We start from the raw sequence: 19,996 nt of genomic DNA, 5'->3' as shown, positions 1-19,996 counted from the left end.
GTTCCACGTGGAACCCTGCTTCCACCTAGAATAGCCACGGCACTTAATATGCCCCCCTCGACATCCAGAACGCATGCTTCACCATCAACCCCGGCGAAAGCCGGGGTTTTTGTTTGTACGCGTTCTGGACGGGTTACGGGGTTACAGGATCAGGCAAGCGCCACTTCAACTCTCACAAAACCGAATCCGATTCCCGAACGGATCATAAACCTCAAGCACTCTCCCCCACCCCTGCTCCACGATATCGGGACGGCCATATCCGTAACGCTTGGCCTGCAATTCATCGCGCAGCATTTCGATGTTTTGCATCGGGACAAACACCGTCGAACCAGGGCTGCTGTCGCCATGATGTTCGGAGAGGTGAAGCCGCAAACCGTCCCTGATGATGCCCAGGTACAACGGCAGATCAGCTTCGAAGCGATGCTCGAACTCGACGCTGAAGCCTAGAAAGTCCAGGTAGAACTCACGGGCCTTGGCTTCGTCGAACATCCTCAGTATTGGTATGGGGCTTTTGAAGGTGACGGCTGTGGGCTGGGAAGTTTCTCGCGGCAACTGGGCCGAGGCGGTGTTCCAGTCCTTGTAACCCAGTTGCCGGGAAACCAGTTCCAGCGCTTCAGAGTGGGACACGTGCTGATCGTGCGCTGCCAGCGCGGTACGTAGCGCCTTGGCCAACTGTTTGGCGTTCTCGATGGATGACATCATTTCTCCCTGAGTCGAAGCATGCTGGTGCCCGCGTTGCCAAGCCTCGACCGGTCGATAACGATGCAGTGGGGTTGGGAGTCGCAATGCTTTCACCTTTCCTTGCGGAGCGAGCGGCGGGCAGCATCGGCCTGAGTGGGATGGATAGTACACAGGCCTCATTCGAGGCGAAAGTCGGCAACTGTTTGCACAAACCAGGGACGCTTGGCTTTTATGAAAATCGTCATTTGAAAGGCAATAAAAAACCGACCTGAAACAGGTCGGTTTTTTTGTATCACCAAAACTTATGCACGTTTTGGGGTTGTTAATGGCTTAAAGAAATAAATAGTCCGATCAATACGTTACGTGCGTTTTTCGCCGTTTATCAAAAAAGCGTACACAGGTTATCCACAAAATCAGGCTGGGACTTTTTCGCCGCTCGATACCGGTGCAGCCGGCGAACCCAGTGCACGCTGAGTCTCTTCATTCCACGTCTGAACGCGCTCATTCAGTGCGGCGATGGCGCGGGGGCCTGTGCCTTCGGCGTACATGGGTTCGCCGATCACAACCTGTATCGTTCCGGGCTTTTTCGCCCAACCGTCTCTCGGCCAGTATTTGCCTGCGTTATGAGCTACCGGCAGTACAGGCAGATCGGCATTGACTGCCAGCGCCGTGCCGCCACGGGAGAACTTGCCGACCTGGCCATACGGCACGCGAGTGCCTTCCGGGAAGATCAGGACCCAGACCCCATCCTTGAGCAGTTCGTCGCCCTTCTTGGCGATTGCCTTGAGCGCAGCCTTGGGGTTATCACGGTCAATCGCAATAGGACGAAGCATGGCCATGGCCCAGCCAAAGAACGGCACATAGAGCAGTTCGCGCTTGAGCACCTGGCTAAGTGGCTCGAAGTAAGCCGACAGAAAGAAGGTTTCCCATGTGCTCTGATGGTTGGAGATGATCACGCACGGGGTTTTCGGGACGTTCTCGGCGCCAGTGACTTCAACCTTGATGTTGAGGAACACACGGGTCAGCCAGATAGCGCAGCGGCACCAGTAGACGTTGATGAATCGATAACGAGCCTTGAACGGCAGGAACGGTGCGATAAAAAAGCTCAAGGTGCACCACAGCAGCGAGCTGGTGCCCAGCAACAGGTAGAAGAAGAAAGTCCTGATTGCCTGCATGATCGACATAGTTACGTTTACCGTACGGGCAGGTGCCCGCTCCTTGAGCGCTGCGGACCGAACTCAGTGGTTGTTCTGCGCAACGCTGGTGTGGATAAGTTCTGCGGCAACCGCCGCCAGATCGTCAAAAACAAGAGTGCCGGTCGGCACGCCGCCGGCCAGGGTCTTCTGACCTTTGCCGGTCTTCACCAGAACAGGCTGAGAATCGACGGCCAAAGCCGCCAGCAGGTCACCTTTGCTGTCGCCCACAAACCATAGACCCTTCAGGTCGGCTGCGTAATGTCGGGCGATGGTCTGCAACATGCCGGGCCGGGGCTTTCGGCAGTCGCAGCCTTCGTCTGGCCCATGCGGGCAGTAGACGATCAAACCAACCTCGCCACCCTGCTCTGCCACCAGCTCGCGCAGTCGCGCGTGCATGGCGTCCAGAGTGGCCAGGTCGTAATAACCTCTGGCAATGCCGGACTGGTTGGTGGCAATCGCCACTGTCCAGCCGGCCTTGCTCAGCGCTGCGATCGCCTGGATCGAGCCGGGAATTGGAATCCACTCCTCCACCGACTTTATATAAGCGTCGGAGTCCTCGTTGATCACCCCGTCCCGATCCAGTATCAGCAGTTTCACCATGGACTCCTTGTCAGCCCAGCAGCGAGATATCAGCTACGCCGAGGAACAGGCCACGCAGGCGGGCCAGCAACGCATAGCGGTTGGCACGTACGTTGGCGTCTTCAGCGTTGACCATCACCGCTTCGAAGAACGCATCGACCGGCTCACGCAGACTGGCCAGACGCGCCAGCGATTCGCTGTACTGACGCTCGGCGGCCATTGGCTGCACAGCGTGGTCGGCCTGCTGAATCGCGGAATACAGCGAGAACTCGTTGGCGTTGTCGAAGTACTTGGGCTCGACGGTCTGGGCAATGTTGCCCTCCGCCTTGCTCAGCAGGTTCGACACGCGCTTGTTCACCGCTGCCAGTGCGGCCGCCTGTGGCAGCTTGCGGAAAGCTTGAACAGCCTGCACGCGCTGATCGAAGTCCAGCGCAGAACCTGGCTGCAGCGCACGGACCGACAGGTACACGGCCACTTCGACGCCTTCGTCTTCGTAACGCGCACGCAGACGGTCGAAGATGAACTCCAGCACCTGCTCCGGCAGACCGGCCGACTTCACCTTGGCACCGAATTGAGTGACTGCGAATTTCACGGTCTCGATCAGGTCCAGGTCCAGCTTCTTCTCGATCAGGATGCGCAGGATACCCAGCGCTGCGCGACGCAGTGCATAGGGGTCCTTGCTGCCAGTGGGCAGCATACCGATACCGAAGATACCCACCAGCGTGTCGAGCTTGTCGGCGATGGCAACGGCCGCGCCGGTCAGGGTGGTCGGCAGCTCGGCACCTGCGCCGCGCGGCATGTACTGCTCGTTCAGCGCCAGCGCCACATCTTCAGCTTCGCCGTCGGCCTTGGCGTAGTAGTAACCCGCCACGCCCTGCATCTCAGGGAACTCGCCGACCATTTCGGTCGACAGGTCGCACTTGGACAGCAGACCCGCACGCGCTGCACGCTGAGCGTCGCCGCCGATGCGTGGTGCGATGTAGGCGGCCAGCTTGGAAACGCGCTCGGCCTTGTCGTAGACACTGCCCAACTGAGCCTGGAACACGACGTTCTTCAGGCGCTCGTTGAAGGTCTCCAGCTTCTGCTTCTTGTCCTGCTTGAAGAAGAACTCGGCGTCGGTCAGGCGTGGGCGAACCACCTTCTCGTTACCGGCGATGATCTGTGCCGGATCCTTGCTCTCGATGTTCGCGACCGTGATGAAGCGCGGCAGCAGCTTGCCGTCGGCGTCCAGCAGGCAGAAGTACTTCTGGTTGTCCTGCATGGTGGTGATCAGCGCTTCCTGAGGCACTTCAAGGAAACGTTCCTCGAACGAGCACACCAGCGGCACTGGCCATTCGACCAGACCGGTCACTTCGTCCAGCAGGCCTGGCGGCACGATGGCGGTGCCTTCCTGTTGGGTGGCCAGCTCTTCGACGCGTTTGCTGATGATCTGACGACGCTCGTTGAAGTCAGCCAGTACATTGGCTGCACGCAGGTCGCTAAGGTAGCCGGCAGGCGAGGAGATGCGCACGTCTTCCGGATGATGGAAGCGGTGGCCACGCGAATGACGACCCGAGGTTTGAGCCAGGATTGTGCAATCGACGACCTGATCGCCGAACAGCATCACCAGCCACTGGGTCGGACGCACGAACTCTTCCTTGCGAGCACCCCAGCGCATGCGCTTGGCAATCGGCAGGTCGTTCAGCGAGTCTTCGACGATGGTCGGCAGCAGCGACACGGTCGGCTTGCCGACGATGTTCTGGCTGTAACGCAGCTTCGGGCCGCTCTGATCGATTTCGCTCAGGTCAACGCCGCACTTCTTGGCGAAGCCCAGGGCAGCCTGTGTAGGGTTGCCATCAGCATCGAACGCTGCCTGACGTGGCGGGCCGTCCAGATTGACTGCACGATCCGGTTGCTGTGTGGACAGCTCGGTGATCAGCACAGCCAGACGACGCGGTGCGGCGTAGACCTGTTTGGCGCTGTAAGTCAGGCCAGCGCTCTGCAGGCCCTTTTCGATGCCGGCCAGAAACGCGTCGGCCAGCGAACTCAGGGTCTTGGGCGGCAGCTCTTCGGTGCCCAGTTCTACGAGAAAATCTTGAGCACTCATTGTGCAGCCTCCAGCTTAGCCAACACTTCGTCGCGCAGATCGGGCGGCGCCATCGGGAAGCCGAGTTTTGCCCGGGCTTGCAGATAAGCCTGAGCCACCGAGCGAGCCAGTGTGCGCACGCGCAGGATGTACTGCTGACGCGCAGTCACGGAAATGGCGCGACGGGCATCCAGCAGGTTGAAGGTGTGCGAGGCCTTGAGGACCATCTCGTAACCCGGCAATGGCAGCTCGAGTTCGATCAGGCGGGCCGCTTCGCTTTCGTAGAAATCGAACAGCTCGAACAGCTTGTCGACGTTGGCGTGTTCGAAGTTGTAGGTCGATTGCTCAACCTCGTTCTGATGGAACACATCGCCGTAGGTGACTTTACCGAACGGACCGTCAGCCCAGACCAGATCGTAGACCGAGTCCACGCCCTGCTGATACATGGCCAGACGTTCCAGACCGTAGGTGATCTCACCGGTCACCGGATAGCATTCCAGACCGCCGACCTGCTGGAAGTAAGTGAACTGCGACACTTCCATGCCGTTGAGCCAGATTTCCCAGCCCAGACCCCAGGCACCCAGCGTCGGCGATTCCCAGTTGTCTTCGACGAAACGTACGTCGTGCACCAGCGGGTCGAGGCCGATGTGCTTGAGCGAGCCCAGGTACAGTTCCTGGAAGTTGTCCGGGTTCGGCTTCAGGATCACCTGAAACTGGTAGTAGTGCTGCAGGCGGTTGGGGTTCTCGCCATAACGGCCGTCTGTAGGACGACGGCTTGGTTGAACGTAGGCGGCATTCCAGGTTTCCGGGCCTACGGCGCGCAGAAACGTGGCGGTGTGGAAGGTGCCGGCGCCTACTTCCATATCGTAGGGCTGAAGTACCACGCAACCTTGTTCTGCCCAGTATTGCTGGAGGGCGAGGATCAAGTCTTGGAAGGTACGCACGGCTGGCGTAGGCTGGCTCACAAATTTCACCTGTGCTGGGCTGCGATTCAAAGAGCGGGAGTATACCCGATTCGGCTGCACGTCCACCCTTGGGAGCCCTATGACACGCTGCTTTTGGTGCAACGAAGACCCCCTTTACATCGCTTATCACGATCAGGAGTGGGGCGTGCCGCTGCGCGACGCGCAGAAGCTCTTCGAGTTGCTTTTGCTCGAAGGGTTCCAGGCCGGCCTTTCCTGGATCACGATTCTCAAACGCCGGGCCCGATATCGCGAGGTGCTGTTCGGTTTCGATGCCGAGCGTCTGGCGCAACTGACCGACACTGAAATCGATGCATTGATGCTTGATCCGACTATCATCCGCAATCGCCTCAAGCTCAGGGCCGTGCGCACCAACGCCAGGGCCTGGCTGGCGCTGAAGGATCCGGTTGACCTGCTCTGGTCGTTTGTCGGCGGTCAGCCGAAGATCAACCATTTCAAGGACCGCAGCGAGGTGCCCGCCATCACCGTTGAAGCCGAAGCCATGAGCAAGGCACTGAAAAAAGCCGGCTTCACCTTCGTCGGTCCGACCATCTGTTATGCCTATATGCAGGCCAGTGGAATGGTCATGGACCACACCGTTGACTGTGATCGGTACGCGATCCTGAGCCGCTGACGGTACAATGCCTGCCTCAAGAATCCGGGAGTGATCTGTGGAAAAGTTCAAAGGCGCCATGATGGTCGGGGCGTTACGCCTGTTTGCCCTCCTGCCCTGGCGTGCCGTGCAGTGGGTCGGCACCGCCATCGGCTGGCTGATGTGGAAGCTTCCCAACCGTTCGCGCGAAGTGGCGCGGATCAACCTGTCCAAGTGTTTTCCCGAACTGAGCGAGCCCGAGCTTGAAAAGCTGGTGGGCAGAAGCCTCATGGACATCGGCAAGACGCTGACCGAAAGCGCCTGTGCGTGGATCTGGCCTGCTCAGAAATCCATCAATCTGGTGCGCGAGGTCGAAGGCCTCCACGTGCTCAAGGACGCGCTGGCATCCGGCAAGGGCGTGGTCGGCATCACCAGCCACCTGGGCAACTGGGAAGTGCTCAATCACTTCTACTGCAGCCAGTGCAAACCGATCATTTTCTACCGTCCGCCAAAGTTGAAGGCCGTCGATGACCTGCTGCGCAAACAGCGGGTTCAGCTGGGCAACCGCGTGGCGGCGTCCACCAAGGAAGGCATCCTCAGCGTCATCAAGGAAGTCCGTAAGGGCGGATCGGTGGGTATTCCGGCTGACCCTGAACCGGCAGAGTCCGCAGGCATCTTCGTGCCCTTCTGCGGCACCGTGGCGCTGACCAGCAAGTTCGTGCCGAACATGCTGGCAGGCGGCAAGGCCGTCGGCGTCTTCCTGCATGCCATGCGCCTGCCGGACGGTTCCGGTTACAAGGTCGTTCTGGAAGCGGCCCCTGAAGCCATGTACAGCACTGATACCGAAACCTCGGCAGCGGCCATGAGCAAAGTGGTCGAGAAGTACGTGCGCGCCTACCCGAGCCAGTACATGTGGACCATGAAGCGCTTCAAGAAGCGTCCTGAGGGTGAGAAGCGCTGGTATTGATCTGGCGCTTCAACTTCGCAGATTTGCGTGATCCGACCCACTGGGACGCGGAGCGTCCCGGGCGGCATGCCCACGCGGAGCATGGGCACGATCAGTGTTCGGAGGATAGGTGATCGTTCCTCACGCTCCAGCGTGGGAATGAAGCTTGGGACGCTCCGCGTCCCGGCGACATCTGCAGCGAAATATCTGCCAGATCAGAAAAAGCTCAACCCCACCTGAAACAGCCGCTCTACGTCGCGGATGTACTTTTTATCCACAAGGAACATGATCACCTGATCGCCGGATTCGATCACGGTGATGTCGTGGGCGATGAGCACCTCTTCGTTGCGGATGATTGCGCCAATCATGGTGCCGGTCGGCAGGTTGATGTCCTTGATGGCGCGGCCGATGACCTTGCTGGATTTCGAGTCGCCGTGGGCCACGATCTCGATGGCTTCGGCTGCACCCCGGCGCAGGGAGTGGACGCTGACGATATCGCCGCGTCGCACGTGGGCTAGCAGGGTGCCGATGGTTGCCAGTTGCGGGCTGACCGCGACATCGATCTCCCCGCCCTGCACCAGATCCACATACGCCGAGTTGTTGATCAGGGTCATCACCTTGCGTGCGCCCAGCCGTTTGGCGAGCAGCGATGACATGATGTTGGCTTCGTCGTCGTTGGTCAGGGCCAGAAACAGGTCGGTGTTGCCGATGTTTTCCTCGATCAGCAGATCGCGATCCGAGGAGCTGCCCTGCAGCACGACTGTGTTGTCCAGGTTCTCCGAGAGGTAACGGCAGCGTGCCGGGTTCATCTCGATGATCTTGACCTGATAGCGGCTCTCGATGGCTTCTGCCAGGCGCTCGCCGATGTTGCCGCCACCCGCGATCACGATGCGTTTGTAGCTCTCGTCCAGACGGCGCATCTCGCCCATCACCGCACGAATGTCAGCCTTGGCGGCAACGAAAAACACTTCGTCGTCGGCTTCGATCACGGTGTCGCCCTGCGGCAGGATCGGACGGTCGCGGCGGAAAATGGCGGCGACGCGGGTTTCGACGTTTGGCATGTGCGCCTTGAGCTGGCGGAGTTGCTGACCTACCAGCGGCCCGCCGTAGTACGCCTTGACCGCGACCAGCTGAGCCTTGCCCCCGGCAAAGTCGATCACTTGCAGCGCGCCGGGGTACTCGATCAGACGCTTGATGTAATTGGTGACCACCTGCTCCGGGCTGATCAGCACGTCCACCGGAATGGCGCTGTTGTCGAACAGTTCAGAGCGCGTCAGGTACGCGGCTTCACGCACTCGGGCGATCTTGGTCGGCGTATGAAACAGCGTGTACGCGACCTGACAGGCAATCATGTTGGCTTCATCACTGCTGGTCACGGCAACCAGCATGTCGGCGTCGTCGGCCCCGGCCTGGCGCAACACGGCCGGATACGAGCCTTTGCCCTGCACGGTCCGAATGTCCAGCCGGTCGCCCAGGTTGCGCAACCGGTCACCGTCTGTGTCGACCACGGTAATGTCGTTGGCTTCGCCTGCCAAATGCTCGGCCAGCGTGCCGCCGACCTGACCTGCACCCAGGATGATGATTTTCAACCGTTCACTCCGTGGAAATTCCTGGGCACTGTTGCCCGTTGCATCTTCAAGCCCGCGTTGCGGCGATCTTGATCAGTTTGGCGTAGTAGAAACCATCATGACCGCCCTGCTGGGCCAGCAGTTGGCGACCATGCGGCTGCTTGATACCTGCCTCGCTGGCGATGTCCAGCTCCCTTGCCCCTGAGGTGCGTGCCAGAAAGGCTTCGACCACTTCGGTATTTTCCGTCGGCAATGTCGAGCAGGTCGCGTAGATCAGCATGCCGCCCACCTCAAGCGTAGGCCACAGGGCGTCGAGCAGCTCGCCTTGCAGTGTCGCGAGGGCGACGATGTCGTCTGGCTGACGCGTCAGCTTGATGTCCGGATGGCGACGAATCACGCCGGTTGCCGAACAGGGCGCGTCGAGCAGGATGCGCTGGAACGGCTTGCCGTCCCACCACTGCGCGGTTTCCCGCGCATCGGCGGCGATCAATTCGGCATCCAGACCGAGGCGGTCGAGATTCTCGCGAACACGCACCAGACGCTTGGCCTCCAGATCCACGGCGACCACGCCGCTCAACTGCGGCTGGACTTCCAGCAGGTGACAGGTTTTGCCGCCCGGTGCGCAGCAGGCGTCGAGCACGCGTTGGCCGGGCGCAAGTTCCAGCAGGTCGGCGGCCAGTTGCGCGGCTTCGTCCTGAACGCTGATCCAGCCTTCGGCAAAACCGGGCAGTGAACGCACATCACAAGGCTCGGCCAGCACGATGCCGTCCTGACTGAACGTGCAGGCGCTGGCTTCAAGACCTTCTGCCTTCAACAGCTCAAGGTATTGATCGCGGCTGTGGTGGCGACGATTGACGCGCAGGATCATCGGCGGATGCGCGTTGTTGGCAGCGCAGATCGCTTCCCACTGTTCGGGCCATGCGGCTTTGAGGGCTTTCTGCAGCCAGCGCGGGTGAGCGGTGCGGACGACGGGGTCGTGTTCCAGTTCGATCAGCAGCGCCTCGCCTTCGCGCTGGGCGTTGCGCAATACCGCGTTGAGCAGACCCTTCGCCCAAGGCTTTTTCAGCTTGTCGGCACAGCCCACGGTTTCGCCAATGGCGGCGTGAGCAGGTATGCGGCTGTAGAACAGTTGATACAGGCCGACCAGCAGCAAGGCTTCGACATCAGCATCGGCAGCCTTGAACGGCTTTTGCAGCAGTTTGGCCGCGAGCGCCGACAGGCGTGGCTGCCAGCGTGCGGTGCCGAATGCCAGATCCTGAGTCAGGCCGCGATCACGCAACTCGACCTTGTCCAGTTGCGTGGGCAGCGAGCTGTTGAGCGATGCCTTGCCGCTGAGTACGGCAGCCAGAGCCTTGGCGGCGGCCAGACGCGGGTTCATTGACCGAGCGCCGTGCCAACGGCGAATTTCTCGCGACGGCTGTTGAACAGATCCGTGAAGCTCAACGGCTTGCCGCCCGGCATTTGCAGACGTGTCAGGCGCAGGGCGTTCTCGCCGCAGGCAACGGTCAGGCCTTCCTTGCTGGCGCTCAGAATCGTGCCCGGTGCGCCCTGCCCTTCGGCCAGATCGGCGGCCAGGACTTTCAGCGCTTCGCTGTTCAACGTGCTGTGACAGATCGGCCATGGATTGAATGCACGGACCAGACGCTCCAGCTCATCGGCCGGACGCGACCAGTCGATACGCGCTTCGTCCTTGTTCAGTTTGTGGGCGTAGTTGGCCAGGCTGTCGTCCTGAACCTCGCCGATCAGCGAACCGTCTGCCAGACCGGCAATGGCTTGCAGCACCGCAGGCGGGCCAAGCTCAGCCAGACGATCATGCAGTGTGCCGCCAGTGTCCTGCGCCGTAATCGGCGTGACGGCCTTGAGCAGCATGGGGCCTGTGTCGAGACCGGCCTCCATGCGCATCACCGTCACGCCACTTTCGGCATCACCTGCCTGAACGGCGCGCTGGATAGGCGCGGCACCGCGCCAGCGTGGCAGCAGCGAAGCGTGGCTGTTGATGCAGCCCAGACGCGGGATATCCAGCACCACCTGCGGCAGGATCAGGCCGTAGGCGACCACCACCATCAGGTCCGGCTTGAGGGCCGCCAGTTCTGCCTGAGCTTCGGGGGCTCGCAGCGTCGGTGGCTGCATGACGGGCACGTTGTGCTCGAGCGCCAGTTGCTTGACCGGGCTGGGCATCAGTTTTTGTCCGCGACCGGCCGGGCGATCAGGCTGGGTGTAGACCGCAACGATACGATGAGGGCTGTCGAGCAGGGCCTTGAGGTGTTCGGCGGCGAATTCCGGAGTGCCGGCGAAGACGATGCGCAGTGGCTCAGTCATGGACTTTCTCGTTCTGAAAAAAGAAAAAGGCCTTCGACAGGCCTTTTCGGGGTGATGACGGATCAGGCGTTGAGCTTGTGCTGCTTTTCCAGCTTCTTCTTGATCCGGTCACGCTTGAGGTTGGAGAGGTAGTCGACGAACAGCTTGCCGTTCAGGTGATCGCACTCGTGCTGAATGCAGATCGCCAACAGACCTTCAGCTACCAGTTCGTAAGGCTCGCCATCGCGGCCCAGCGCCTTGACGCGAACCTTCTGCGGACGGTCGACGTTCTCGTAGAAACCGGGCACCGACAGGCAGCCTTCCTGATACTGATCCATTTCATCGGTCAGCATTTCGATTTCAGGGTTGATGAATACGCGCGGCTCGCTGCGATCCTCGCTGAGGTCCATGACGACCACACGCTTGTGGACGTTGACCTGGGTCGCTGCCAGCCCGATGCCAGGCGCTTCGTACATGGTTTCAAACATGTCGTCGACCAACTGGCGAATGCCGTCGTCTACTATCGCCACAGGTTTGGCGATGGTGCGCAGGCGCGAATCGGGAAATTCGAGGATGTTTAAAATAGCCATATACGTAAGAGCTGCACTGTTAAGGTAAAGTCAATGTCGGCTGCGGGCTCGGACGTCAAAGCGGGCAGCCCATGATGGGACTCTATTGTTCACGCGAGGCAACATGATAAAGGGATTCACCGCATGAGGAAATCACTACTCGCCTTGCTGCTGTTGACCGCCAGCGGTCTTGTCCAGGCGCAGGTGCAACTCAGGGAAGGCCATCCGCAGAGTTATACCGTCGCCGCAGGCGATACGCTCTGGGATATCTCCGGCAAGTTTTTGCGTGAACCGTGGAAATGGCGCGAGATCTGGCGCGCCAACCCGCAGGTGCGTGATCCCGACCTGATCTATCCGGGCGACACGCTGTCGCTCTCCTACGTCGATGGTCAGCCACGCGTGACTCTGAACCGGGGCGAATCCCGCGGCACGATCAAATTGTCACCGCGTGTGCGCAGCACGCCCGTGGTCGAAGCGATCCCCAGCATCCCGCTGGGCGCCATCAATGCCTTTCTGATCAGCAACCGGATCGTCGATAACGCCGAGCAGTTCCAGCAGGCCCCTTATATCGTTGCCGGTAATGCCGAGCGCGTGCTCAGCGGCAGTGGCGACCGGGTTTACGCACGCGGCACGCTGGATCCGGCCCATACCGTTTACGGCATTTTTCGTCAGGGCAAGGTCTACACCGACCCGGATACTGACGAGGTGCTGGGCATCAACGCCGACGACATCGGCGGCGGCGAAGTCGTGGCCACCGAGGGCGATGTCTCCACCCTGATGCTTCAGCGCTCGACGCAGGAAGTGAGGCTGGGCGACCGCCTGTTTGCCAGCGAAGAGCGCGCGATCAATTCGACCTTCATGCCCAGCGCGCCGCAAACGCAGGTCGAAGGATTGATTCTGGATGTGCCACGCGGCGTGACCCAGATCGGTGTCATGGACGTGGTGACGTTGAACACAGGACGGCGTGACGGCCTGACCGAAGGCAACGTGCTGGCGATCTACAAGACCGGCGAAAAGGTACGTGACCGGGTAACCGGCGAGTCGGTGAAAATCCCGGACGAGCGGTCGGGGCTGCTGATGGTGTTCCGCACCTACGACAAGCTTAGTTACGCCTTGGTCCTGCACGCGAACCGATCTTTGGCCATTATGGACAAGGTCCGTAACCCATAGCGCCATGTTGCAGTTTTGATACGGAATTTTCCTGAGAGGCGCTCACTTATCAAATTGTTGTCAACAGAGTTATCCACAGGTTTGTGCGCTGCTTGAGGCGCACAATTGATCAAGGACGATCTCATGCCGCTGTTCGAAAAAGCCGTTCCGTCTCCTTCGGAACTGGAAGCGCGTCTTCGCTTGCATCGCTTGCCAGAGGTCGGACTGAAACGCTTCTCCCGCCTCATTGATGCCTTCGGCAGTGCTTCAGCGGCACTCGCTGCACCGGCCAGCGCATGGCGGGCACTGGGTCTTCCTACCGCCAGCGCAGAGGCTCGCCGCGATCCCTCGGTACGCGATGGTGCAAGCGCTGCAATGGCCTGGCTGGAGCGTCCCGGCCAGCATTTGCTGATGTGGGACGACCCTGACTACCCCGCCCTGCTGGCGCAGATCGCTGATCCACCGCCCCTGCTGTTCATCGTTGGAGACCCTTCGATCCTTGACCGCCCGCAGCTGGGAATGGTCGGCAGTCGGCGTGCGTCCAGACCTGGGCTGGACACCGCCGCCGCGTTTGCCCGAAGTCTGGCCGGCGCCGGTTTTGTGATCACCAGCGGTCTGGCACGTGGCATCGACGGTGCCGCGCATCAGGGCGCGCTGGATGTCGGAGGCCTTACAATCGGCGTCCTGGGCACGGGACTCGAAAAACTTTATCCACAGCAGCATCGGACACTCGCCGCGCAGATGGCCGCGCAGGGCGGGGCGGTGATTTCCGAGTTTCCGTTGGACGCGGGACCGCAGCCCAGCAACTTCCCGCGGCGCAACCGGATCATCAGCGGTTTGTCTCTTGGTGTGCTGGTGGTCGAAGCCAGTGTCGCCAGCGGCTCGCTGATCACGGCACGTCTTGCGGCGGAACATGGGCGCGAGGTTTATGCGATTCCGGGCTCGATCCATCACCCAGGTGCCAAAGGCTGTCACCAGTTGATTCGGGATGGCGCGACACTGGTCGAAACGGTCGATCACATTCTGGAAGGCTTGCAGCACTGGCATGTGACCGCACCCGACACCGCTGAGTCTGCCTCGCTCCCCGTTTGCGATCATCCCCTGCTCGATTTGCTGCACGCGGCTCCTCACACCAGCGAAGGCTTGTCGGTATCGATCGGTTGGCCGCTGCCCAAGGTGCTGGCAGCCCTGACCGAGCTGGAACTCGATGGACGGATCAGCAGTGAAGCCGGACGATGGTTCGCCAGAGCGCCCTGAGGTTAAACTGCCGCCAGGATTTCGTGGAGAGATGACAATGGTCAGCAGTTGGCGTGTGCAACAAGCCGCTCGTGATATTCGAGCCGGAGCGGTCATCGCCTACCCGACCGAAGCTGTCTGGGGGCTGGGGTGCGACCCGTGGGACGAAGAGGCGGTCTATCGCCTGCTGGCAATCAAGTCACGGCCTGTGGAAAAAGGCCTGATTCTGATCGCCGACAACATTCGCCAGTTCGACTTTCTGTTCGAGGACTTTCCCGAGCTGTGGCTGGACCGTATGGCCAGCACCTGGCCCGGCCCCAACACCTGGCTGGTTCCCCATCAGAATCTGTTGCCGGAGTGGATCACTGGTATTCACGAGACCGTCGCCTTGCGCGTGACGGATCACCCGACGGTGCGTGAACTGTGTGCGCTGGTCGGTCCGTTGATCTCCACGTCCGCCAACCCTGCGGGTCGGCCTGCTGCCAAGTCGCGGCTGCGCGTTGAGCAGTATTTCCGTGGCCAGATCGATCTGGTGCTCGGCGGCAGCCTGGGCGGCCGCCGAAACCCCAGCGTGATTCGTGATATTGCGACAGCGCAGGTCGTTCGCGCAGGCTGAGCCAGGCGCGAACGGAGGCACGCTTCACGGGATCAGAATCGTCGATCCCGTGGTGCGGCGGGCAGACAGCTCGATGTGCGCCTGGGCAGCATCAGCGAGCGCGTACTGCTTGATCTCGCCAACCTTGAGTTTGCCGCTGGCGAGCATGTCGAACAGTTCGTCGGCCATGGTCTGGAGGTTCTGCGCGTTGTTGGCGTAGCTGCCCAGCGTCGGGCGCGTGACGTAGAGCGAGCCTTTCTGCGAGAGAATGCCCAGGTTCACCCCGGAGACCGCTCCCGAGGCATTGCCGAAGCTCACCATCAGACCGCGCGGTGCGACGCAATCCAGCGACGTCAGCCAGGTATCCTTGCCCACGCCGTCGTAGACCACCGGGCATTTCTGGCCGTCGGTCAGCTCCAGTACCCGTTTGGCAACGTCTTCATGGCTGTAATCAATGGTTTCCCAGGCGCCCAGCGCTTTGGCGTGCGCCGCTTTCTCCGGCGTGCTGACGGTGCCGATCAGTTTTGCGCCCAGCGCCTTGGCCCACTGGCAGGCCAGCGAGCCCACGCCGCCAGCCGCTGCATGGAACAGAATGATCTCGCCTGGCTTTACCTGATACGTCTGGCGCAGCAGGTATTGAACGGTCAGTCCCTTGAGTATCACAGCGGCGGCCTGTTCGAAGCTGATCGCGTCGGGCAGCTTCACCAGATTGGCTTCAGGCAGCGCATGAACATCGCTGTAACTGCCGAGCGGTCCCGTGCCGTAGGCAACCCGGTCACCGATCGCGAAGCGCGTCACTTCATCACCCACAGCCTCGACCACGCCAGCCCCTTCGGTGCCCAGACCGGATGGCAATTCGGGCGCCGGGTACAGACCACTGCGGTAGTAGGTATCAATGAAGTTCAGGCCGATGGCCTTGTTGCGCACAAGCACTTCCTTCGGACCGAGCGCTTCGGGCTCGAAGTCGATGTATTCAAGTACCTCGGGTCCTCCGACGGTGCTGAACTGGATACGCTTTGCCATTGTTCTCTCCATGATGATTAAACTGACTGCAAAGCGCCTATCCAACTCCTTCCCCAGACCCTCGTCAACTGCCACGCCCGCCCGCCGATGGTATGCTACGCGCCAATTTGCCTGCGCCGCTTGTGTTCCATGGGCTCAGCCGTTTGAAGTCAGCCGTAAGGGATCGCCATGAGTACCCGTACCGAGGCCGTGAAGGCTTACCTGCTCGACCTGCAGGATCGCATCTGTACTGCGCTTGAGCAGGAAGATGGCAACGCGCACTTCGTCGAAGACGCCTGGACTCGCCCGGCAGGCGGCGGTGGCCGTACGCGTGTGATCGAAAACGGCGCGGTCATCGAGAAAGGCGGCGTGAATTTCTCCCACGTCTTTGGCAGCAACCTGCCGCCTTCGGCGAGCGCGCATCGTCCCGAATTGGCCGGACGTGGTTTCGAGGCGTTGGGTGTGTCACTTGTCATCCATCCGCACAACCCGCATGTGCCAACGTCCCACGCCAACGTACGATTTTTCATCGCCGAGAAAGAAGGCGAAGAGGCGGTCTGGTGGTTCGGTGGCGGTTTCGATCTGACGCCCTACTACGGCGTCGAAGAAGACTGCATTCACTGGCACCGGGTTGCCGAGCGGGCCTGTGCGCCGTTTGGCGAAGACGTCTACCCGCGCTACAAGGCCTGGTGCGACAGCTACTTCCACCTCAAGCACCGCGATGAACCGCGCGGGATTGGCGGTCTGTTCTTCGATGATGTGAACCAATGGGATTTCGACACCAGTTTTGCGTTCATCCGGGCGATTGGCGATGCGTTCATCAACGCCTATCTGCCGATCGTGCGTCGCCGCAAGGCCAACGCCTACACCGTGCAGCAGCGCGAATTTCAGGAATTCCGCCGTGGGCGCTATGTGGAATTCAACCTGGTGTACGACCGCGGCACATTGTTCGGTCTGCAATCAGGCGGTCGTACCGAATCGATCCTGATGTCGTTGCCGCCGCAAGTGCGCTGGGGCTACGACTGGAAAGCCGCGCCGGGCAGCGAAGAAGCTCGCCTGACCGAATACTTCCTGACGGATCGGGACTGGCTGGCCGACGAGTGATTGCATGGTGCAGTGAGTGAAAGACTGTGGAACATGCCTCTTTTTCTCTGACATAGCGGTGTCTGGCAGCAAACAGAAAATGTGGGAGGCGGCTTGCCGGCGATGCAATCTCCAGGCGCCCCTTCAGTGACTGACACGACGCCTTCGCCGGCAAGCCGCCTCCCACGTCAGATAGCGTTTCTTCAGCAGGCTGGACGTGGTTTGCCAGATCGAGCGCTGCAATACATCAACAGGAACCCCAATGGACCAGTACGTCGTCTTCGGTAATCCCATCGGCCACAGCAAGTCGCCGCTGATTCATCGTTCGTTTGCCGAGCAGACCGGGCAGGCGCTTGACTATCAGGCGTCGCTTGCACCGCTGGACGATTTCACTGCGTTTGCCCAGGCTTTTTTTCAGCAGGGACGTGGCGCCAATGTCACGGTGCCGTTCAAGGAAGAAGCCTTTCGCCTTGCCGACCGTCTGACCGAGCGTGCCCAGCGGGCAGGTGCGGTTAACACGTTGATCAAGCTCGACGACGGCTCGGTACTGGGCGACAACACCGACGGGGCCGGTCTGGTGCGCGATCTGACCATCAATTGCGGCGTCAGTCTGCGCGGGCAGCGCATTCTGCTGCTGGGTGCGGGCGGGGCCGTTCGAGGCGCGCTTGAACCGTTGCTTGCACAACAGCCGCTGGCGCTGGTAATCGCCAATCGCACGGTGGAAAAAGCCGAAAGACTGGCTCAGGAATTCGCGGACCTGGGCCCGGTGTTTGCCAGCAGTTTCGATTGGCTTCAGGAGTCCGTGGACGTGATCATCAACGCCACCTCCGCCAGCCTTGCCGGTGAACTGCCGCCGATCTCGCCCAGCCTGATCGAGCCGGGCAAGACCTTCTGCTACGACATGATGTACTGCAAGGAGCCCACTGCATTCTGCCGCTGGGCCACTGAGCAGGGCGCTGCGCAGTCGGTCGATGGCCTGGGGATGCTCGTCGAACAGGCTGCCGAAGCCTTTCTGCTGTGGCGCGGTGTCCGCCCGGATTCAGCGCCGGTGCTGGCTGAGTTGCGCAGGCAGTTGGCGGGCTGAGGCACGTAATGATCCCGACACTGATCGACTTCAATCCTCAAACACAATCGGGCATTGATCAGCCCCTTCCAGCTTGTGCAGTTCCTCGATCACTTGCGGTCTTGCGTGGCGCAGCACCAGCGCCCTGCCCTGTCTGTTCAGTCGACGCGCTTCCTGATGCAGCATTTCAACGCCCGAGTAATCGATGAAGTTGATCTGCTGCGCCTCGATCACCACGCGCTGGCCCTGGGTGCGTTGCAGGCGGGTTTGCAGGTAGTGGCTGGCGCCGAAGAAGATCGAGCCACCGACCCGCAGAATGTCCTCGTCACCTTCACGCAATTGCTGCACGCGAGGTTGTGAAGTGCGTTTGAGGTAGAAGAACAGAGACGCCAGCACGCCTGCATAAATCGCGGTCTGCAGCTCCAGCAGCAAGGTGGCCAGACAAGTCAGCGCCATCACGAAGAACTCCGAGCGGCTGACCCGGAACAACGCAGTGATGCCGCGACGATCAATCAGTCCCCAGCAGATCAGCAGAATGGAAGCCGCCATGCTGGGGATCGGGATGTGCGCGATCACCGAGGCCCCGGCAACCGCAAACAACGCGACCCACAAAGCCGAAAACACCCCGGCCAGTGGTGAGCGGGCACCGGCTTCGTAGTTGAGTGCCGCACGGGTGAACGAGCCTGCCGACAGATAGCCCGAGAACAGCGGACCGATCATGTTCGACAGACCCTGTGCCCGAACTTCCTGGTTGGCGTTGAGCATCTGCTGCGAGCGCGTCGACAGCGAGCGGGCAATCGACAGGCTGTTGACCAGCCCGAGCATGCCGACTGCCACGGCCGTCGGCAGCAGTTTGAGGATCAACTCGGCATCCAGCGGCAGAGGGGCGAAGGGTGACAGGCTTCCGGCAAAGGCGCTGACCAGCCTGACGTGGCCGAACATTGCAGGCCACAACCAGACCAGCAGGCTGCTCGCGACCAGCGCGATCAACAGCGTGGGCCAGCGCGGCACCAGCGATTTCAGCACGATGCCCAGTGTCAGCGTCATCAGGCCCAGCGCGAGCGACACCGTGTCAACCTCGCCCCGGTGCTCGAGCAGCGCTGTAAGACTGTCGAGAGCTGTGGTCTGGCTGGGCAGGTCAATGCCCATCAGATTGGGCATCTGCCCCAGCGCGATCACGACAGCAGCACCGAGCGTGAATCCGATCACCACGGAGTGCGAGACGAAATTCACCAGTGCGCCAAAGCGCACCATGCCAAGCAACAACTGGAAGACCCCGGCAATGAACGTCAGCAACAGGATCAGGGTGATGTAATCCTGACTGGCCGGAACCGCAAGGGGGCTGACGCTGGCGTACAGCACGATGGAGATGGCGGCGGTCGGGCCGCAGATCAGGTGCCAGGAAGAGCCCCACAGGCAGGCGATGATCACCGGAACGATAGCGGCATACAGACCGTACTCGGGAGGCAATCCGGCGATCAGCGCGTAGGCGATGGATTGCGGCAGGGCCAGAATGGCACCGCTCAACCCCACCAGCGCATCACGTCCGACGCTGACGCGGGTCTGCTGAGGAAGCCAGGCCAGAAAAGGCAGGAATTTATGGCGGTTGAGCCAGCGCATCGGTCCCTCGTGATTGGTGGGTTGCCGTCAGATTACACGTCTGTGGCCGGACCCGGTTGTACCCATATCCTGTGTTCGTTTTCAGTGCATGACTGCGGAGCCTGTGGGATGCCTCACCAGGTCTTCGACGTAGCGCTGTCGCGCAGCAAACTAGGTGGGAGCGGACCGGGCGGCGTTCCGCTTGTCCGCGAATGCAGTATTTCAGCCACCGCATATGCGTCGGATGTACTGGCCTTTCGCGGACAAGTCCGCTCCCACAAAATCCAGTTTCTTCAGTGGCTTACAGGTTGTTTGATAAGAGCGGACTTGTCCGCGAATGCAGTATTTCAGCCACTGCATATGCGTCGGATGTACCGGCCTCTTCGCGGACAAGCGGAACGCCGCCCGGTCCGCTCCTATGTTTCATAAACCGTGGACGGGTAGCAACTGCCACAACCTAATTCATCACATAGCACTTCGACGTCGCGACGTTCTGGTCCGAGCCCATGCCGGCACCTTTGAGCATGCAGATGGCATAGTGTTTCTTGTTGAGCACCGTCACCACCGGGCCGTCCTGTGCTACGTAGGAAGAGACCACGTGGGCGCCGTCATTGAGCATCTTCTCCAGCGAAACGTCGGTCGCTTCCAGCTTGGTCGGAACTTCCAGTGCGTTGCCCACCACTTTGGCCCCGGTCTCTGGCGGCCAGCCCGCTGCCGAGGCAAAAGTCGTGATCAGGACCAAAGCCAGCGGAAGCGACATCAGTAGTTTATTCATCAGTATTCTCCAGTTCAGCCGTTAGGTGCCGTACGGCT

Annotated in this window: 20 protein-coding genes; 8 read left to right on the top strand and 12 right to left on the bottom strand. The window is 60.8% G+C overall.

What is annotated here, in order from left to right; translation table 11 throughout:
• Positions 1-165 precede the first annotated feature (165 nt).
• On the bottom strand, positions 166-699 hold the full coding sequence (locus QRN20_RS07175) for a glyoxalase superfamily protein (protein ID WP_122415258.1): 534 nt from the start codon (positions 697-699) through the stop codon (positions 166-168).
• Between the two features lie 86 nt (positions 700-785).
• Here QRN20_RS07175 and QRN20_RS07170 point away from each other — a divergent pair, with 86 nt between their 5' ends.
• Positions 786-953, top strand: a complete 168-nt coding sequence (locus QRN20_RS07170; protein WP_155400954.1) for a hypothetical protein — start codon at positions 786-788, stop codon at positions 951-953.
• Positions 954-1,094: 141 nt separating this feature from the next.
• Here QRN20_RS07170 and QRN20_RS07165 read toward each other — a convergent pair whose 3' ends face one another.
• Genes QRN20_RS07165 through glyQ form a run of 4 tightly spaced genes read right to left on the bottom strand, consistent with a single transcriptional unit; the run spans position 1,095 to position 5,486 of the window.
• A complete protein-coding gene (locus QRN20_RS07165) occupies positions 1,095-1,865 on the bottom strand; it encodes a lysophospholipid acyltransferase family protein (RefSeq protein WP_004882466.1) in 771 nt (256 codons plus the stop codon).
• A 54-nt stretch (positions 1,866-1,919) separates the two neighbouring features.
• Positions 1,920-2,477, bottom strand: a complete 558-nt coding sequence (gmhB, locus tag QRN20_RS07160) for a D-glycero-beta-D-manno-heptose 1,7-bisphosphate 7-phosphatase (RefSeq protein ID WP_162868329.1) — start codon at positions 2,475-2,477, stop codon at positions 1,920-1,922.
• A gap of 10 nt (positions 2,478-2,487) precedes the next feature.
• Positions 2,488-4,542, bottom strand: a complete 2,055-nt coding sequence (gene glyS, locus QRN20_RS07155; protein ID WP_025996514.1) for a glycine--tRNA ligase subunit beta — start codon at positions 4,540-4,542, stop codon at positions 2,488-2,490.
• Positions 4,539-5,486 (bottom strand): glycine--tRNA ligase subunit alpha, encoded by a 948-nt coding sequence (gene glyQ, locus QRN20_RS07150; protein WP_004882469.1) that lies wholly within the window; start codon positions 5,484-5,486, stop codon positions 4,539-4,541. Before glyQ ends, glyS begins: the two co-directional genes overlap by 4 nt.
• Before the next feature lie 79 nt (positions 5,487-5,565).
• Between glyQ and QRN20_RS07145 the strand changes: the two genes are divergently transcribed.
• Together QRN20_RS07145 and QRN20_RS07140 are read left to right on the top strand one after the other, a co-directional pair.
• Positions 5,566-6,117, top strand: a complete 552-nt coding sequence (locus QRN20_RS07145; RefSeq protein WP_004882470.1) for a DNA-3-methyladenine glycosylase I — start codon at positions 5,566-5,568, stop codon at positions 6,115-6,117.
• A 37-nt stretch (positions 6,118-6,154) separates the two neighbouring features.
• Positions 6,155-7,042 (top strand): lysophospholipid acyltransferase, encoded by an 888-nt coding sequence (locus QRN20_RS07140; protein ID WP_025996512.1) that lies wholly within the window; start codon positions 6,155-6,157, stop codon positions 7,040-7,042.
• 194 nt (positions 7,043-7,236) lie between these two features.
• Here the strand turns inward: QRN20_RS07140 and trkA are convergent, their stop codons facing one another.
• From trkA to def, 4 genes are all read right to left on the bottom strand, one after another.
• The gene (gene trkA / locus QRN20_RS07135) at positions 7,237-8,610 is read right to left on the bottom strand and encodes a Trk system potassium transporter TrkA (RefSeq protein WP_004882473.1); all 1,374 of its coding nucleotides are present in this window, start codon (positions 8,608-8,610) and stop codon (positions 7,237-7,239) included.
• A gap of 46 nt (positions 8,611-8,656) precedes the next feature.
• Positions 8,657-9,967, bottom strand: a complete 1,311-nt coding sequence (gene rsmB / locus QRN20_RS07130) for a 16S rRNA (cytosine(967)-C(5))-methyltransferase RsmB (protein ID WP_029241185.1) — start codon at positions 9,965-9,967, stop codon at positions 8,657-8,659.
• On the bottom strand, positions 9,964-10,908 hold the full coding sequence (gene fmt / locus QRN20_RS07125; protein ID WP_122864534.1) for a methionyl-tRNA formyltransferase: 945 nt from the start codon (positions 10,906-10,908) through the stop codon (positions 9,964-9,966). The genes rsmB and fmt overlap by 4 nt, the downstream gene beginning before the upstream one ends.
• 62 nt (positions 10,909-10,970) lie before the next feature.
• Positions 10,971-11,477, bottom strand: coding sequence for a peptide deformylase (def, locus tag QRN20_RS07120; RefSeq protein WP_004882476.1), 507 nt, complete (start codon positions 11,475-11,477; stop codon positions 10,971-10,973).
• 123 nt (positions 11,478-11,600) lie between these two features.
• On the opposite strand from def, the gene QRN20_RS07115 reads away from it, so the two are divergent.
• The 3 genes from QRN20_RS07115 to tsaC all read left to right on the top strand — a co-directional run bounded on the left by QRN20_RS07115 (position 11,601) and on the right by tsaC (position 14,457).
• Entirely contained in the window at positions 11,601-12,626 is a 1,026-nt protein-coding gene (locus QRN20_RS07115) for a LysM peptidoglycan-binding domain-containing protein (protein WP_285360047.1), read from the top strand.
• Between the two features lie 123 nt (positions 12,627-12,749).
• Entirely contained in the window at positions 12,750-13,862 is a 1,113-nt protein-coding gene (gene dprA / locus QRN20_RS07110) for a DNA-processing protein DprA (RefSeq protein ID WP_029241188.1), read from the top strand.
• A gap of 37 nt (positions 13,863-13,899) precedes the next feature.
• Positions 13,900-14,457, top strand: a complete 558-nt coding sequence (gene tsaC / locus QRN20_RS07105) for an L-threonylcarbamoyladenylate synthase type 1 TsaC (protein WP_004882479.1) — start codon at positions 13,900-13,902, stop codon at positions 14,455-14,457.
• Between the two features lie 24 nt (positions 14,458-14,481).
• On the opposite strand, the gene QRN20_RS07100 is transcribed toward tsaC, so the two are convergent.
• Entirely contained in the window at positions 14,482-15,459 is a 978-nt protein-coding gene (locus tag QRN20_RS07100) for an NADPH:quinone reductase (protein WP_029241189.1), read from the bottom strand.
• 168 nt (positions 15,460-15,627) lie between these two features.
• On the opposite strand from QRN20_RS07100, the gene hemF reads away from it, so the two are divergent.
• Together hemF and aroE are read left to right on the top strand one after the other, a co-directional pair.
• The gene (hemF, locus tag QRN20_RS07095) at positions 15,628-16,542 is read left to right on the top strand and encodes an oxygen-dependent coproporphyrinogen oxidase (protein WP_004882481.1); all 915 of its coding nucleotides are present in this window, start codon (positions 15,628-15,630) and stop codon (positions 16,540-16,542) included.
• 241 nt (positions 16,543-16,783) lie between these two features.
• Positions 16,784-17,605 (top strand): shikimate dehydrogenase, encoded by an 822-nt coding sequence (aroE, locus tag QRN20_RS07090; RefSeq protein WP_029241190.1) that lies wholly within the window; start codon positions 16,784-16,786, stop codon positions 17,603-17,605.
• Between the two features lie 30 nt (positions 17,606-17,635).
• On the opposite strand, the gene QRN20_RS07085 is transcribed toward aroE, so the two are convergent.
• Both QRN20_RS07085 and QRN20_RS07080 read right to left on the bottom strand, forming a co-directional pair.
• Positions 17,636-19,204 (bottom strand): SulP family inorganic anion transporter, encoded by a 1,569-nt coding sequence (locus QRN20_RS07085; RefSeq protein WP_122431323.1) that lies wholly within the window; start codon positions 19,202-19,204, stop codon positions 17,636-17,638.
• Positions 19,205-19,640: 436 nt separating this feature from the next.
• Positions 19,641-19,958, bottom strand: coding sequence for a hypothetical protein (locus QRN20_RS07080; protein ID WP_057409863.1), 318 nt, complete (start codon positions 19,956-19,958; stop codon positions 19,641-19,643).
• Between the last annotated feature and the right edge of the window lie 38 nt (positions 19,959-19,996).

Source organism: Pseudomonas sp. fls2-241-TYG-175 (assembly GCF_030209155.1).
GTDB classification, from domain to species: Bacteria; Pseudomonadota; Gammaproteobacteria; order Pseudomonadales; family Pseudomonadaceae; genus Aquipseudomonas; species Aquipseudomonas viridiflava.
Note: the sequence above shows the minus strand (reverse complement) of the source record. Positions and strands in the feature narration are given on the sequence as shown.